This is a genomic window from Geothrix oryzae (assembly GCF_030295385.1).
Lineage (GTDB): Bacteria > Acidobacteriota > Holophagae > Holophagales > Holophagaceae > Geothrix > Geothrix oryzae.
Genome location: NZ_AP027079.1, coordinates 875,135 through 887,846 on the forward strand (window position 1 = coordinate 875,135; position 12,712 = coordinate 887,846).

Annotated in this window: 13 protein-coding genes; 2 read left to right on the plus strand and 11 right to left on the minus strand. The window is 70.7% G+C overall.

The genetic code is table 11. The annotated features are described in order from the left end of the window. Positions 1–27: 27 nt before the first annotated feature. Together QUD34_RS03990 and QUD34_RS03995 are read right to left on the minus strand one after the other, a co-directional pair. A complete protein-coding gene (locus QUD34_RS03990; protein WP_286355307.1) occupies positions 28–1,044 on the minus strand; it encodes an RluA family pseudouridine synthase in 1,017 nt (338 codons plus the stop codon). Further along, positions 1,041–1,835 carry a prolipoprotein diacylglyceryl transferase gene (locus tag QUD34_RS03995; RefSeq protein ID WP_286355308.1) on the minus strand — a complete coding sequence of 265 codons (795 nt, stop codon included), beginning with the start codon at positions 1,833–1,835 and terminating at the stop codon, positions 1,041–1,043. Before QUD34_RS03995 ends, QUD34_RS03990 begins: the two co-directional genes overlap by 4 nt. A 72-nt stretch (positions 1,836–1,907) precedes the next feature. Here QUD34_RS03995 and lpxD point away from each other — a divergent pair, with 72 nt between their 5' ends. After that, a complete protein-coding gene (gene lpxD, locus QUD34_RS04000) occupies positions 1,908–2,897 on the plus strand; it encodes a UDP-3-O-(3-hydroxymyristoyl)glucosamine N-acyltransferase (RefSeq protein ID WP_286355309.1) in 990 nt (329 codons plus the stop codon). Positions 2,898–2,936: 39 nt separating this feature from the next. On the opposite strand, the gene QUD34_RS04005 is transcribed toward lpxD, so the two are convergent. Genes QUD34_RS04005 through QUD34_RS04035 form a run of 7 tightly spaced genes read right to left on the minus strand, consistent with a single transcriptional unit; the run spans position 2,937 to position 8,472 of the window. Continuing rightward, entirely contained in the window at positions 2,937–3,827 is an 891-nt protein-coding gene (locus QUD34_RS04005) for a hypothetical protein (protein WP_286355310.1), read from the minus strand. Continuing rightward, the gene (locus QUD34_RS04010; protein WP_286355311.1) at positions 3,827–4,936 is read right to left on the minus strand and encodes a protein-glutamate methylesterase/protein-glutamine glutaminase; all 1,110 of its coding nucleotides are present in this window, start codon (positions 4,934–4,936) and stop codon (positions 3,827–3,829) included. The genes QUD34_RS04005 and QUD34_RS04010 overlap by 1 nt, the downstream gene beginning before the upstream one ends. A 9-nt stretch (positions 4,937–4,945) precedes the next feature. Further along, positions 4,946–5,809 (minus strand): HDOD domain-containing protein, encoded by an 864-nt coding sequence (locus QUD34_RS04015; protein ID WP_286355312.1) that lies wholly within the window; start codon positions 5,807–5,809, stop codon positions 4,946–4,948. Between the two features lie 21 nt (positions 5,810–5,830). Then, positions 5,831–6,679, minus strand: coding sequence for an HDOD domain-containing protein (locus QUD34_RS04020; protein WP_286355313.1), 849 nt, complete (start codon positions 6,677–6,679; stop codon positions 5,831–5,833). Positions 6,680–6,695: 16 nt separating this feature from the next. Next, on the minus strand, positions 6,696–7,553 hold the full coding sequence (locus tag QUD34_RS04025) for a CheR family methyltransferase (protein ID WP_286355314.1): 858 nt from the start codon (positions 7,551–7,553) through the stop codon (positions 6,696–6,698). 56 nt (positions 7,554–7,609) lie between these two features. Continuing rightward, positions 7,610–7,978: a holo-ACP synthase gene (locus tag QUD34_RS04030; protein WP_286355315.1), complete on the minus strand. Its 369-nt coding sequence runs from the start codon at positions 7,976–7,978 to the stop codon at positions 7,610–7,612. Beyond that, the gene (locus tag QUD34_RS04035; protein ID WP_286355316.1) at positions 7,975–8,472 is read right to left on the minus strand and encodes a GNAT family N-acetyltransferase; all 498 of its coding nucleotides are present in this window, start codon (positions 8,470–8,472) and stop codon (positions 7,975–7,977) included. Before QUD34_RS04035 ends, QUD34_RS04030 begins: the two co-directional genes overlap by 4 nt. Before the next feature lie 69 nt (positions 8,473–8,541). Here QUD34_RS04035 and QUD34_RS04040 point away from each other — a divergent pair, with 69 nt between their 5' ends. Then, entirely contained in the window at positions 8,542–9,228 is a 687-nt protein-coding gene (locus QUD34_RS04040) for an HpcH/HpaI aldolase family protein (protein WP_286355317.1), read from the plus strand. Positions 9,229–9,230: 2 nt separating this feature from the next. Here the strand turns inward: QUD34_RS04040 and hrpB are convergent, their stop codons facing one another. Both hrpB and QUD34_RS04050 read right to left on the minus strand, forming a co-directional pair. Beyond that, positions 9,231–11,699 carry an ATP-dependent helicase HrpB gene (gene hrpB / locus QUD34_RS04045; RefSeq protein WP_286355318.1) on the minus strand — a complete coding sequence of 823 codons (2,469 nt, stop codon included), beginning with the start codon at positions 11,697–11,699 and terminating at the stop codon, positions 9,231–9,233. Next, positions 11,690–12,688: a hypothetical protein gene (locus QUD34_RS04050; RefSeq protein ID WP_286355319.1), complete on the minus strand. Its 999-nt coding sequence runs from the start codon at positions 12,686–12,688 to the stop codon at positions 11,690–11,692. Before QUD34_RS04050 ends, hrpB begins: the two co-directional genes overlap by 10 nt. Between the last annotated feature and the right edge of the window lie 24 nt (positions 12,689–12,712).

Sequence of the window (12,712 nt, forward strand, 5' to 3'; positions counted from 1 at the left end):
GGGATTCACCGCGAGGATGCGCCCGCCTCAGTACCCTGGCAAGCCCAAAGAGGCGGCCAGGGCCCGGAAGGCCTCGGGAATGGGGGCTTCCGCGTGGATGCGCACCCCGGTTTCCGGGTGGTCCACGGAGAGCTTCCAGGCGTGCAGGGCCGGATGGGGCAGCAGCAGGGCTTCGCCGTCCACATCCTTCCAGCGGCCCGGGCCGCCGTAGAGGGGATCACCCATGAGCGGGGCCCGCAGGTGGGCGAGGTGGACGCGGATCTGGTGGGTGCGGCCCGTGAGCAGCTCGCACTCCACCAGGGCGATGCTCGAGGTGCGCGCCAGCACGCGGATGCGGGTCTGGGCGGGACGCCCGCCCTCGGCCACGACCATGCGCAGGCGGTCCTGCTTGTGGCGCGCGATGGGCTCGTCGATCAGCAGGCTGCCCAGCTGGGGCAGGCGCGGGGAATGGCGTACCAGGGCCAGGTAGCGCTTCTCCACGGTGCGGGCCTTGAACTGGGCCTGGATGGCGCGCTGGGCCTCGGCGGTCTTGGCCAGGCAGAGGCAGCCCGTGGTGTAGCGGTCGAGGCGGTGCACGAGGCCCGGCCAGCCCGTGGCCACATCTTCGGCCAGTTCCCCGGTCTCCTCCCCAATCTCCCCCTCAGTCTCTTCCGCTTCCTCGTCCCTGGCGTCAAGCACCACCGGCGTCTTGAGGCGATGGAGCAGGGCGTTCACGATGGTGCCTCCGGCATGGCCGGGGCCCGGATGCACGACCATGCCCGCGGGCTTGTCCACGATCCATAGATGGGCGTCCTCGAACAGGGAGGGCAGGTCGATGGCCTCGGCCTCCAGGTGCGCGGCCGGCACCGGGATCACCGGAAGCTCGGTCTCGACCCGATCGCCCGGCCGCAGGCGCACGCCGCCCTTGGTCACCGGCTGCCCGTTCACCTTGATCTCGCCCAGCCGCACATGGGCATCCCAGCGGGCGCGGGGAATCTCGGGGAAGCGGTCCGCGAGGAAGCGGTCCAGCCGTGGCGCGCCGTCCTCGGCGATGAGCTGCATCATGTCGTCCCCTTGCGGCGGTTCCAGAAGATCCACAGGCCCAGGCCCAGCATCATGAAGGCGACCCCGGTGAGGCGCCCCGTGCTGAGCCAGGCCCAGCCCAGCCAGCCCGTGCCACGGTCGATGTCGCCCCGCCAGGTTTCCGTGATGACGCGGCCCAGGCCCTCCACCAGGAAGTAGAGGGCGAAGATCTGGCCCTGGAAGGCCCGTTTCGGGCGGGCCAGCAGCAGGATGGCCATGACCGCCAGGTTGGCGGCGGTGTTGTAGAGCTGCACCGGGTGGAGCGGGATACCCAGGGGCGTGCCGCTGAAGGCGTGGGCCAGGGGATCCGTGAAGGTCGTGGCCCAGGAGGCGTGGCTTTCGGTGCCGTAGCAGCAGCCAGCGGAGAAGCAGCCCAGGCGGCCGATGGCCTGCCCCAGAGCGACGCCGGGCACCAGGGCATCGCCCGTGATCCGCAGAGGGAGGCCCTGGCCCTTCCGGAGTTTCCAGAAGAACACGGCGGTGGCGGCGATGATGCCGCCGTGGATGGCACCGCCGGCGCGCAGGGTGCCCAGAGAGAAGACCTCGCGCAGCGGCGCGCCGTTGATCAGATCCACCACGACCATGAGCAGCTTGGACCCGACGATGGCCGCGATGAGCATGGCGATGGCCAGGTCCGTGATGGCGGCGGGGGCCAGGCCGTCGAGCCTGCCCTGCCGCTTGGCCAGGGCCGTTCCGGCGAAAAAGGCGATGGCCAGCAGCAGCCCGTAGGTGCCCAGGGGGAACGAACCTATCTCAAAAAGAACTGGATGCATGATGGATTCCGCACGGATGACTGGAAACTGAAGACTGAAGACTGAAGACTGAAGACTGGATAGGAGAGCGCCATGCCGATCATCACAGCCCAGGACTTGGCAGGGCGTCTGGATGGCCACCTCGACCATTGTCCCCCGGATCGCGTCATTTCCGAAGTGAAGCCCCTGGAAGAGGCCGGTGCCTGCTCCGTGTCCTTCCTCGCCAACCCCAAATACGCCGCCAAAGCCAAGGGGAGCGCCGCGGGCCTGATCTTCGCTGACGCGACGGCGGACCTGGGTGATCTCCCGGTGCTGCGGGTGAAGCATCCCTACTGGGCCTTCGCGCAGGCCATCGGCTGGCTGCATCCCGAACCGGCCCCCGAATGGGGCGATGCGCCGGTGCATCCCACGGCGGTGGCGGGACCGGGTTGCCGCATCGCCCCCGGCGCCACGGTGGGCGCACGCACGGTGCTGGGAAAGGGCTGCGTCGTTCATCCAGGCGCCCACATCGGCGACGACTGCGTGCTGGGCGACGGTTGCGAGCTGTTCCCCGGCGCGGTGCTCTATCGCCGGACGCGGCTGGGGAACCGCGTGGTCGTCCACGCCAATTCGGTGGTGGGCAGCGACGGCTATGGGTATGTGCTGGTGGAGGGCCGGCACGCCAAGATTCCCCAGGTGGGCTGGGTGGAGCTGGGCGACGATGTGGAGATCGGCGCCTGCGTCTGCATCGACCGCGGCGTGCTGGGCCCCACGCGGATCGGCACGGGCACCAAGATCGATAACCAGGTGCAGGTCGGACACAATGTGCAGGTGGGGAACCACTGCCTGCTCGTGAGCCAGACGGGCATCAGTGGCTCCACGAAGCTGGGCGACTTCGTCACGCTGGCGGGCAAGGTGGGCGTGGTGGGCCACATCGAGATCGGCAGCCGCAGCGTCGTGGGCGGCAACAGCGTGGTGGCCAAGAGCCTGCCGGAGGGCAGCTTCGTCACGGGCTTCCCGGCGCGTCCCCACCGGGAATGGACCGAGGCCCAGGCCGCCCTGAACCGCCTGCCGAGGCTCATGAAGCAGCTGCGGAAGGGGTGAGGGCGGTCAGCCCCGCACCAATCCTGCGTCAGCTCAGCGTCAACCCAGGGCCGAGAGAGGCGTGCCTCCAGCCAGGGCCCGCAGGTCCGGGGCCGGGTCGGGCAGGGGCAGGATCTGGAGGTCCACGGGACGGCCCAGGGTGGCCAGCTCCGCCTCCAGGGTCGGGCGGAGGGCGGCGAGCTGGGCCGGATCCTGCAACCAGAGCCGCGCCCGCAGGCCCGCCGCGCGCTGTTCGAGCCCCAGGCGCACATCTCCCAGGGCGCTGAAGGGGACGCTGAGGAAGACGCGATGGACCGGCTCCTTCCCTTCCCCGGAGGCGGTGTCGCGATCGGCCTCGATCCAGAGGCGTAGCGGTTCGGCGCCCACGGCCCAGGGCAGGGGCAGCTCGAACCAGCCGGTGCCCTCCCGGGCCTGGAGTCGGTGGAAGGCGGACTCGGCCGGCGAGGCGGCGGGATCGGACAGGGCGCGCAGCGCCTCCTTCAGCCAGCCGGACCAGCTCTCGGGCTGGTCGGCGGCCCCGGCCGGCATCAGGGCGCGGAACAGGGCGGCGAGGGGCTCCAGGGCCGCGCCAGGCGTCTGAAGGCGGGCCAGCAGGGGGGCGGCCTCGCCCTGAGTGAGGGGGTGCAGCAGCGGCGAGGTCGGCGGCGGCGTGGCACGGATCACCTGGAGCCGAATGCCCGCGCCGCTGGGCAGGGGCAGGGCCTTCAGGGCGAGGGCGCTGCCGGCGGGAAAGGGTAGGCTGCCCTCGGCCACCAGCTCCTTGCCGTCCGCCAGCCGGAGGTGCAGCCCTTCCGGCCCGGTGGATTCCAGGGTGGCCTCCAGGGTCTGCCCCACCAGGGCCTTCAGCAGCGCGACGGCGGAAGGGGCCGTGGCGGCTGGGATCCTCAGGGAGGCGAGGACCGCTGGGGTGAGGGGAATGGAGCCGGTCATCAGATCCGGAAGTGGCGCCGGATGTGGCCGGCGATATCGGGCAGGGGCGCCACGAGATCCACGCAGCCCCGCTCCACGGCGGCGCGCGGCATGCCGTACACTACGCAGGATTCCTCGGCCTCGGCCAGGGTATGGGCGCCCTTGCGCTTGAGTTGCTCCATGCCCTTGGCGCCGTCCGCGCCCATGCCCGTGAGGATGGTCGCTAGGGCCTGCCCGTGGAAGAGTTCGGCCACGCTCATGAAGAGCACATCCACGCTGGGGCGGTGCAGGGAGGACATGGGCTCGGAGCTCAGCTCGATGCAACCCTTGGGGGTCCTCGTCCCGTAGGTCATGTGGAGACCGCCCGGAGCGATGTAGACCGTGCCGGCCTTGAGGGGCTCGCCCTGCTCGGCTTCCTTGACATGCACCTGGCAGAGGCCGTCCAGGCGGTCCGCGAAGGGCTTGGTGAAGGTGCTGGGCATGTGCTGGACGATGAGGCAGGGGACCGGGAGGCTGGCCGGCAGGGCCGGGAGGATGTCCTGCAGGGCCTTGGGGCCGCCGGTGGAGCTGCCGAGCACCAGCAGGTCGGCCTGGGGGGTGGCCGGAAGGGAGGTGCCGGCGGGTACGGCTGCCCGCACGGGAGGGGCCGCGGCCGGTTTCACCGGGGCCGGGGCGGCGGCGGGGGGCGCCGGGTGGGGCGCCCCGCCAGGGAGCCGGTGGAAGCGGGGGCTGGTGGCCAGCCGGCGCACCTTCTCCTGCAGGTCGTGCTGGATCTGCAGGATGCTCATGCTGGCGAAGCTGCTCTCCTTGGGGATGAAGTCGAGGGCCCCGATGGAGAGGGCATCCAGGGTGGCCTGGGCGCCCTCCTGGGTGAGGCTCGAGACCATCAGCACGGGCATGGGGTGGTCCGCCATGATCTTCTTCAGGCAGGTGAGGCCGTCCATGCGCGGCATCTCGATGTCGAGGGTGACGATGTCGGGCTGGTGCTCCTGGATCTTCTCCAAGGCATCCACGCCATCGCGCGCGGTGGCCACCACCCGCAGGTCGGGGGCCTCCTCCAGCATCTTCTGCAGGGATTTCCGCATGAACGGGCTGTCGTCCACCACCAGGATCCGGATCGTCGCAGTCATGGTCGTCCCTCAGGCCTGGAATGCCGCTTCGACGAAGGCCAGGGCATGGTCCACCTCGTCGTCGATGGAGAAGGTCAGCCGCTCCACATCCAGATCCTTGTGCAGGGCGCCGGCAAGAACGGCCTTGAAGGCGGGCAGCTCGTCCAGGCTGAACATCAGGCGCGCGTCCGCGGGGCCCATGGGGATGCGCGTCCGCACGAGCAGGTCCGCCAGGTGGATGAGGTTGGGGAGGAAGTCCTCGGGCCTGGGCTCGTGGTGGTCGCGGATGACCTCCACGATGGTCTGGGGGAAGGACCATTCCGCCGCGAGGAGGGCTCCGGCCTCGGCGTGGTCGAGACCGAGCACCGCCCGCTCCGCATCCACGAAATGGGCGCCTTCGGCGACCTTCTGGAGCACCTCTGCGTAGGCCTCGGGGAAGCAGGTGTCCAGGGCGATCTTCCCGATGTCGTGCAGCAGGCCGGTCAGGAAGGCAGTTTCCGCCTGGCCATGCCGCTTGGCGAGCACGCACACGCCCTTGGCCGTGAGGCCCACGGCCACGCTGTGCTGCCAGAGCCGGACGGCATCCAGGTGGGCACCACCCTTGAGGGTGCGGATGACCGCGGCGCCGGTGCCCAGGTTGGAGACAGCGTCAAAGCCCAGCCGAAGCACGGCCGCGCGCAGGTCCATGACCGATCCGGTCCCGGCGTAGAGGGCGGAGTTGGCCATGCGGAGAAGGGCCGCGGAAAGGGGAGGATCCTTCGACAGGATGCTGAGGATGCGGTCCACGGTGCAGCGCTCGTCCTGGACGGCCTCGCCCAGCGCCACCACCGTGAGGGGGAGGCTCGGCAGGGCTTTGGCCTTCAGTCGCGAGGCAAACTGCTCCCGGGTGATCATTCAGAACTCCGCGATCTTCATCTAAAACTCCGCGATCATCGTCTTGTCCTGCTCGATGGCGCTGCGGACCCCTTCTTTGAGACCGGCCAGGGCTTCGGGGCCGAGCTTGAGGATCTCCATGGCCTGCTGGGAGGCGCCTTCCAGGTGGGCGGGATCGCCGATGCCCACCTTCTCCTCCAGGGCCAGATGGTTGGCCAGGGCGACGATGGCCGCCAGGGGCTGGTGGTCGGCACCGGCCTGGATGGGGTCGTGGTGCCAGCGCACGGCGGCCTGCAGGCTGGGGGCCAGGTTCCACTGGGTCACCAGGGCCTCGCCCACCATGGCGTGGTCGAACCCGAAGGTGTCCAGCTCCAGCTGGATGCAGACGCCATTCTCGTTGTAGACGGTTCGGAGCAGGGATGAGTAGCGTTCGGGGAACTTCACGCCCATGACGGATTTCCCGATGTCGTGCAGCAGGCCGCCGATGAAGGCCTCTTCGACCCGGGCGAAGCGCAGGCTCTTGGCGAAGGCCCGGCTGGCGATGGCCGAGACCAGGGCGTGCTCCCAGATCAGGCGCTCCTGGAGGCCCACGGTGCCGCGGTGGTACAGGTTCTTGGCCGAGCTGGCGATGACCACGCTCTTGATGGTGGAGAACCCCAGGGTCATGATCGCCTGGGTCAGGGTGGTGACCTCGCGCATCATGCCGAACATGGCGGAGTTCGAGATCTTGAGGATCTGGCTGGTGAGGGCCTGATCCATGGAGATGACCTTGCGGAGGTCCTCGGCCGTGGCATCGGGATCGGCGGACACGCGCAGCACCTGGGAGGCCACCTGCGGAAGGGGCGGCAGGTCTCCGAGGTTGGCGATGAGTTCTTGGGGGGTGATGGGCATGATTGCTCCTGGCCGCTCAGGTCCGCTTCCGGTATCCCATGGCCTTGCTGAAGTGCAGCAGCTCGAAACCGGTGTTGAAAGCATGGATGCTTTCGCTGTGTCCGACCAGCAGGTAGGCCCGCGGATGAAGCAGTTCGTGGAAGCCCTTCAGGACCTGGGCCTTGACCACCTCGTCGAAATAGATGAGCACATTCCGGCAGAAGATGACATCGAAGGAGCCCAGCTGGCGGTAGGCCGCGTAATCGACCAGGTTGAAGTGGCGGAGGCTGGTGAACCGCTGGACCTCAGGTTTCACCTGGTAGAGATCCTTGCCCAAGGGGATGAAGTGCCGCAGGAGCTGCTCCGGCGTCAGGTTCCGCAGGGTGTAGCTGTTGTAGACCCCGTCCTGGGCCTGGGACAGCACCTTCTCGCTGATGTCCGTGCCCAGGATCTCCACGGTGATCCCGCGGAGGACGGTGTCCTTCAGCTCCTGGCAGATCATGGCCAGGGTGTAGGGCTCCTCCCCGCTGGAGCAGGCCGCCGACCAGATGCGCAGTCGGCTCTGGCCCCGCTCGCGCGCCTGCTTGGCGGCCTCGGGGAGCACGATGTTCTGGAAGGCCTCGATCTGGGGCGGGTTGCGCCAGAAGCTGGTCTCGTTGGTGGTGATCTCCACGAAGAGCCGCTTCAGTTCCCCGGGCCCCTGGATGCCTTGCAGCAGGGACAGGTAGTCGCTGTAGCTCCTCAGCTTGAGTTCGCCGATGCGCTTGTTGAGGCGATTTTCCAAGAAGTACTGCTTGGACTCGCTGAAAAAGATGCCTGATTTTACATAGATGAAGTCCCGGAGGCTCCGGAACTCGGCGAGGGTCATCTGTTGCTTGGCCTGAAGGGGATCCATCGGGTCGTCCTTCCCGAGGGATCGGCGGGGGGGGCTGATCCTTGAGTTTCCGCCGGTCAATCTTCCAGGATGACCACCGCCATGGCGAGGTCCCCGTCGTGGGTGAGGCTGCCGTGGAGCTTCTGGATGCCCCGGGCCGCCAGCAGCTCCGCCAGGGCCCCCACGGCCCAGAGCCGCCCGTTCACATAGCGCAGCTCCTTCCAGGACCAGCCGTCCAGCCCGGTGCCCAGGGCCTTGCCGAAGGCCTCCCGCAGGGCCCAGCGGCCCGCCAGGCGCTCCGGCAGCCGCTGCCGGTGGCCGTGGAGCAGGTAGTCCGCCTCCTCCGGGTGGAGGATCCGCCCGGCGCACTTCTCCGCCCCGAAGCGCTCGACCAGGTGCCGCCAGCGGCTGGGCGGGCAGAGGTCGGTTCCGAGGCCCCGGATCATGCCGGCCCCCCGGCCAGGTCCCTGGCGAACCAGCGGTCACAGCCGCCGTGGCCCGTGTTCCCCATGGGGCTGCAGAGGGGACGGAAGCCCAGCTTCCCGTAGAGTTTCTGCGCCTGGTCCATGCCCGTGAGGGTCTCCAGGTAGCAGGTGCGGTAGCCCAGCCCCGTGGCCACCGCGAGGCAGTGGCGCAGCAGGGCCTCGCCCATGCCCTTCCCCCGGGCTTCCGGCAGGAAGTACATCTTCCGCAGTTCGCAGACGCCCTCGGGCCCGCCTTCCAGCTTCGCCACGCCCCCCCCGCCCACCAGGCGGCCGGAGGGATCCTCCACCACGAAGTAGGCCGCGCCCGGGGCCGCATAGGCCCGGCTCATGTGGTCCACCTCGGGGTCGTGGATGGCGAAGCCCGGCCCGTCCGCCCCGAATTCCGGCATCACGGCGCGGATGATGGCGGCCATGGCGGCGTCGTCCTGGGGCTGGATGGGACGGAAGGTCAGCATGGTTCCAAAGTAGCTCGAAAGCCCTCCCTCCGGGATCCGGTCCGGTTCAAGCTGGCGGGGAGGTATGCCATGGCCCGACCCCCCTTTCACGACCGCCTCCGCGCCGGCGAACGCCTGCTGGGCACCCTCGTCCAGATTCCCCGCCCCGAGGTGGCCGTGCGCCTCGCCGGCCAGGGCTTCGACTGGCTGTTCCTCGACGGCGAGCATGGCGGCTTCGGCCCGGCCGAGACCTCGCGCACCCTGGCCGCCCTTGCCAGGGCCGGGGCTGGGACCGGGGCCGTGCCCTGCCTGCTGCGGGTGCCCTCGCCGGAGCCGGAGGTCCTCATCGACGCGGCCTCCTGCGGGGCGGCGGGCCTCATCGTGCCCCATGTGGACACGGCGACTCAGGCGGAAGCCGCCGTCCGCGCCGTGCGCGGCCGAGGCCTGGTGGTGGTGCAAGCCGAATCCCGGGAGGCGCTGGCGAACATCCAGGCCATCGTGCAGGTCGCCGGGGTGGACGCCGTCTTCGTGGGGCCCTACGACCTGAGCGCCAGCCTGGGGATCGCCGAGCAGTTCGACCATCCCGCCTTCCTGGAGGCCGTGGCCACGCTGGCCCGGACCTGCCGGGAGGCCCGCATGCCCCTCGGCATCTTCCGCATGACGGCGGCGGAGATCCGGACCCATGAGGCCGCGGGCTTCACGCTGCTGGCAACGGGCCTGGACGGCACCCTGCTGGAGGCCGGGGCGCGGGCGCTGCTGGCGGAGCTGCGGAGCTGAGGCTACTCCGGCCAGTGGTGCTTCGGATAGCGCCGTGACAGGCCCGGTCGCAGCTCCTTGTAGGCCCGCTGCCAGAAGCCCGCGAGGTCGGTGGTGACCTGCACGGCCCGCATGTTGGGGGCCAGCAGGTGCAGCACCAGCGGCACGGCGCCCCCGGCCACTGTGGGGCTCTTCTTCAGGCCCCAGAAATCCTGGAGGCGGGAGGCGATCCAGGGCGGATCATCCTCGTAGTGGACCTTGGCGGGCCGGCCTTTGGGCAGCTGGATGGCCTCGGGTGCCCAGGCGTCGAGCAGGCGCACGGTTTCCGCCGGGAAGGCCTGGCGCAGGGCCCTGGGCCAATCCACATCCTGGACCTCGCGCAGGGTGGTCCGTCCCGCGCAGGCGCCGGCCAGCAGAGGGCCCAGCAGGTCCTCCGGCAGATCGAGGTCCTCGCGATGCCTGCGCAGGAAGGCCAGCCGGGCCAGGAGGCGCGCGGGCACCTCCTCGAGTGGGCGGTCCCGCAGCGCTTGTGCCAACAGCTCACCTACCTGCGGATCCGCAGGATCCGCGGGCCCCCGGCTGACATCGATCACCAGCCCATCAAATCGGATCTCGGAGCGCCGCTCCACGCGGCCGGCCGCCGCGTTGAACAGGACCTCGTCCGCCTCCTCCAGGCGCTCGGGGAAGGCATCCAGCAGCCAGTCGGCCTCGCAGCGGGAGGCCAGGCGGATGAGGGTCTGCCCCCCGGTGCCCTGCTTCACGGCCTCGGCCTCCAGGGCGAGGATCAGGCCCGGCCGCCGGATGCGGGAGGCCGGATCCAGCTTCGCCCCCCCGCCTCCCGCAAAGGCGCAGGTGCCATTGGCAGAGAGCTGCCCCACGCGGTCCGGGTAGGCCTGAAGCAGCGCTTTCAGCAGACGCGCCTCGGCGTCTGCCGGCTCGGCGGGGGAGGGCAGGAAGCGCGACAGGGACTGCACGGCCCGCTTGGCGCGGTGGATGGCCGAGGCATCCAGTCCCGCGGCCCGGCAGGCGCCCGCGCCGAAGCCCGCGGCCTCCGCCTCCTCGAACTGGTCGAGGCGCAACAGCAGATCCGAATCCGCGCCGTGGCCGGTCTTCACGGGCGTTCGATCGAGCCCCTGGCGCGCGGAGAGGTTGCCGGTCTCCAGCAGGGCCGCGGCGCGCAGGGCCAGCTGTGGAATGCCGAGGTCGCTCCCCGCGATGGCCAGCCGGGCCAGGCGGGGGTGCAGGGGCAGGTCGGCCATGCGCCGGCCGATGGCGCTGAGGTTTCCGTGCTCCAGGGCGTCGAGGCGGGTGAGCAGGGTTTCCGCCGAGGCCACGGCGACCTCCGGCGGCGCCTCGAACCAGTCCAGGTCCCGCGGCTCGGTGAGGCCCAGGCCGTGCAGGGCGAGCAGGGGCTCCGCCAGATCTGAGCGCTGCAGTTCCGGCGCGTCGAAGGCGGGGCGGGCGCCGAAGTCGGCTTCGGTGTAGAGGCGCAGGCAGCGGCCGGGCCCGGTGCGGCCCGCGCGCCCCGTGCGCTGGGTGCACCGGGCCTGGCTGATGCGCACGGTGCGCAGGCCCGAGAGGCCCGACCAGGGCGAGTGGGAGGCCTCGCGGCCCAGCCCCGAATCCACCACGGCCCCGATGCCGTCCAGCGTCACGGAGCTTTCCGCCACATTGGTGCTGAGGATGACCTTGGGCGCGTCGCTGGCTTCCAGCGCATGGGCCTGGGCGTCCGGTGACAGCTCACCGTGGAGGGGACGCAGGCTCAGGCCCCGCCGCGCCGACACGGCCTCGCAGCCCTTCAGGCAGGCCCGGATCTCCGCAGCGCCCGGCAGGAAGACCAGGGTGTGGTTCTTTAGTCCCTCGCCGTAGAGGCGGTCCAGTGCGTCCGAGACTTGCAGTTCGATGGGCCGGTCGTCGGGCCGGGGCAGGAAGGCCGTGTTCACGGGGAAGGCGCGGCCCTCGCTCTTCAGCACGGGCGCATCGAGGTAGGCGGCCACCGGGCCCGGGTCCAGGGTGGCGGACATGACCAGCAGCTTCAGGTCCGGGCGCGCCGCACGCTGGAGGCGCCGCAGCAGCGTGAGGCCCAGGTCCGTGTGCAGGTGCCGCTCGTGGAACTCGTCCAGCACGACGGCGGCGATGCCCTTCAGGTGCGGGTTGCCGCACAGGCGGCGCAGCAGGAGGCCCTCCGTGACAAAGCGCAGGCGCGTGGCCTTCGAGATCTTCTGCTCGAAGCGCACCGCGTAGCCCGCCCGCTGGCCCAGGGGCTCGCCCAGTTCCTCGGCCACCCGAGTGGCGGCGAGACGGGCCGCCAGGCGGCGGGGTTCGAGAATCCAGCACTCGCCATCCCCCAGCAGGCGGGCCTCCAGCAGGGCCGGGGGCACGCGCGTGGTCTTGCCCGCACCGGGATCCGCCTGCAACACCAGGTTCGGGTTGCCGCGCAGGCCGTCCACGATCTGCGGCAGCAGGGGGTCGATGGGAAGGCTCAGGCGCACGGTGCCCCCAGGGCGGCCAGGAAGGCGGCGGGATCGTCTACGGAGACCGCCACGCGGTCCCGTGGGGCCGTGGGGCCCGCGAGACTCAGGGCCGGGACGGGCTCACGCAGGCGCAGTTCCAGGACGGCGGGCCCCGGCGTGATGAGCTTGTGGAGGCCCTTCATGTGGCGGTGCCGGGCCCAATCGTCCTCGAAGTCGGGCAGGGGCGCCGCCTCCAGGATCTGCTCGCGCCGAAGGCGGATCGATTTCGCCGGCCCGAGGTTCAGGGCCACCTCGTCCTCCGTCACCTGATGGGGACGGCCTTTCAGGCCCGCGTAGAGGCCGAACAGCCAAAACACCGCGTAGGCCGTGGACAGATGGAGACCCCATCGCAGCCAGGACGGCGCCCCCGAGAACAGGGCGCGGATCAGCAGCAGGTCGCCTGGGATGAGCAGGGGAAGGGCGGGCAGGAAGCTGCCCAGGGCGGCCTCCCGGTGCAGGCTGTGGCCCGCGGGGGCGGGCTCGCGGAAGCCGCCGGAGAGGAAGCGCAAGGCGCCCCCCAGCATCACCAGTTCCAGGGCCATGAGCCGGGCGGCCCGGGGGGGGACGAAGGACTCGAAGGCCGCCGCGATGCGCTGCTCCGGCCACTCGCCCGGCAGGGCGCCCACGCCCCGCAAGGCTCGCACCGCGAGGGCGAGGAGCAGTCCCTCCAGGACCAGGGCGATTCCCAGGCGCAGGCGGAGCGCCAGGGGCGAGGCCCCGGGCAGGCGCAGCCCCAGGCCCTCCACCAGGATCAGCGCCGGCAGGAGGATCCGCGTGCCGGGGATCCGTTCCAGCCGCCAATCGCGGATCAGCGTGATCACGCGCAGGGCCAGCAGGATCAGGAGGGCCGCGGTGATCGAGGGGAGGGCCCGGTGCCCGGGGACTCGCAGGCGCAGGGTCAGGGCCGCCACGCCCAGGGCGACGAAGAGGCCCCAGAACAGGGCGGAGGGGCGGAGGGACCGGGTCACCCCTCCAGCCTACGGCCTCGGCGC

Bases quoted from the DNA above. Each gene is read 5' to 3' on its own strand.
- QUD34_RS04030 (WP_286355315.1), bottom strand. From the start codon at position 7,978: ATGATCCGGGGCCTCGGAACCGACCTCTGCCCGCCCAGCCGCTGGCGG.
- QUD34_RS03990 (WP_286355307.1), bottom strand. From the start codon at position 1,044: ATGATGCAGCTCATCGCCGAGGACGGCGCGCCACGGCTGGACCGCTTC.
- QUD34_RS04025 (WP_286355314.1), bottom strand. From the start codon at position 7,553: ATGGATCCCCTTCAGGCCAAGCAACAGATGACCCTCGCCGAGTTCCGG.
- QUD34_RS04020 (WP_286355313.1), bottom strand. From the start codon at position 6,679: ATGCCCATCACCCCCCAAGAACTCATCGCCAACCTCGGAGACCTGCCG.
- lpxD (WP_286355309.1), top strand. From the start codon at position 1,908: ATGCCGATCATCACAGCCCAGGACTTGGCAGGGCGTCTGGATGGCCAC.
- QUD34_RS04015 (WP_286355312.1), bottom strand. From the start codon at position 5,809: ATGATCACCCGGGAGCAGTTTGCCTCGCGACTGAAGGCCAAAGCCCTG.
- QUD34_RS04010 (WP_286355311.1), bottom strand. From the start codon at position 4,936: ATGACTGCGACGATCCGGATCCTGGTGGTGGACGACAGCCCGTTCATG.
- QUD34_RS04005 (WP_286355310.1), bottom strand. From the start codon at position 3,827: ATGACCGGCTCCATTCCCCTCACCCCAGCGGTCCTCGCCTCCCTGAGG.
- QUD34_RS03995 (WP_286355308.1), bottom strand. From the start codon at position 1,835: ATGCATCCAGTTCTTTTTGAGATAGGTTCGTTCCCCCTGGGCACCTAC.
- QUD34_RS04035 (WP_286355316.1), bottom strand. From the start codon at position 8,472: ATGCTGACCTTCCGTCCCATCCAGCCCCAGGACGACGCCGCCATGGCC.
- QUD34_RS04040 (WP_286355317.1), top strand. From the start codon at position 8,542: ATGGCCCGACCCCCCTTTCACGACCGCCTCCGCGCCGGCGAACGCCTG.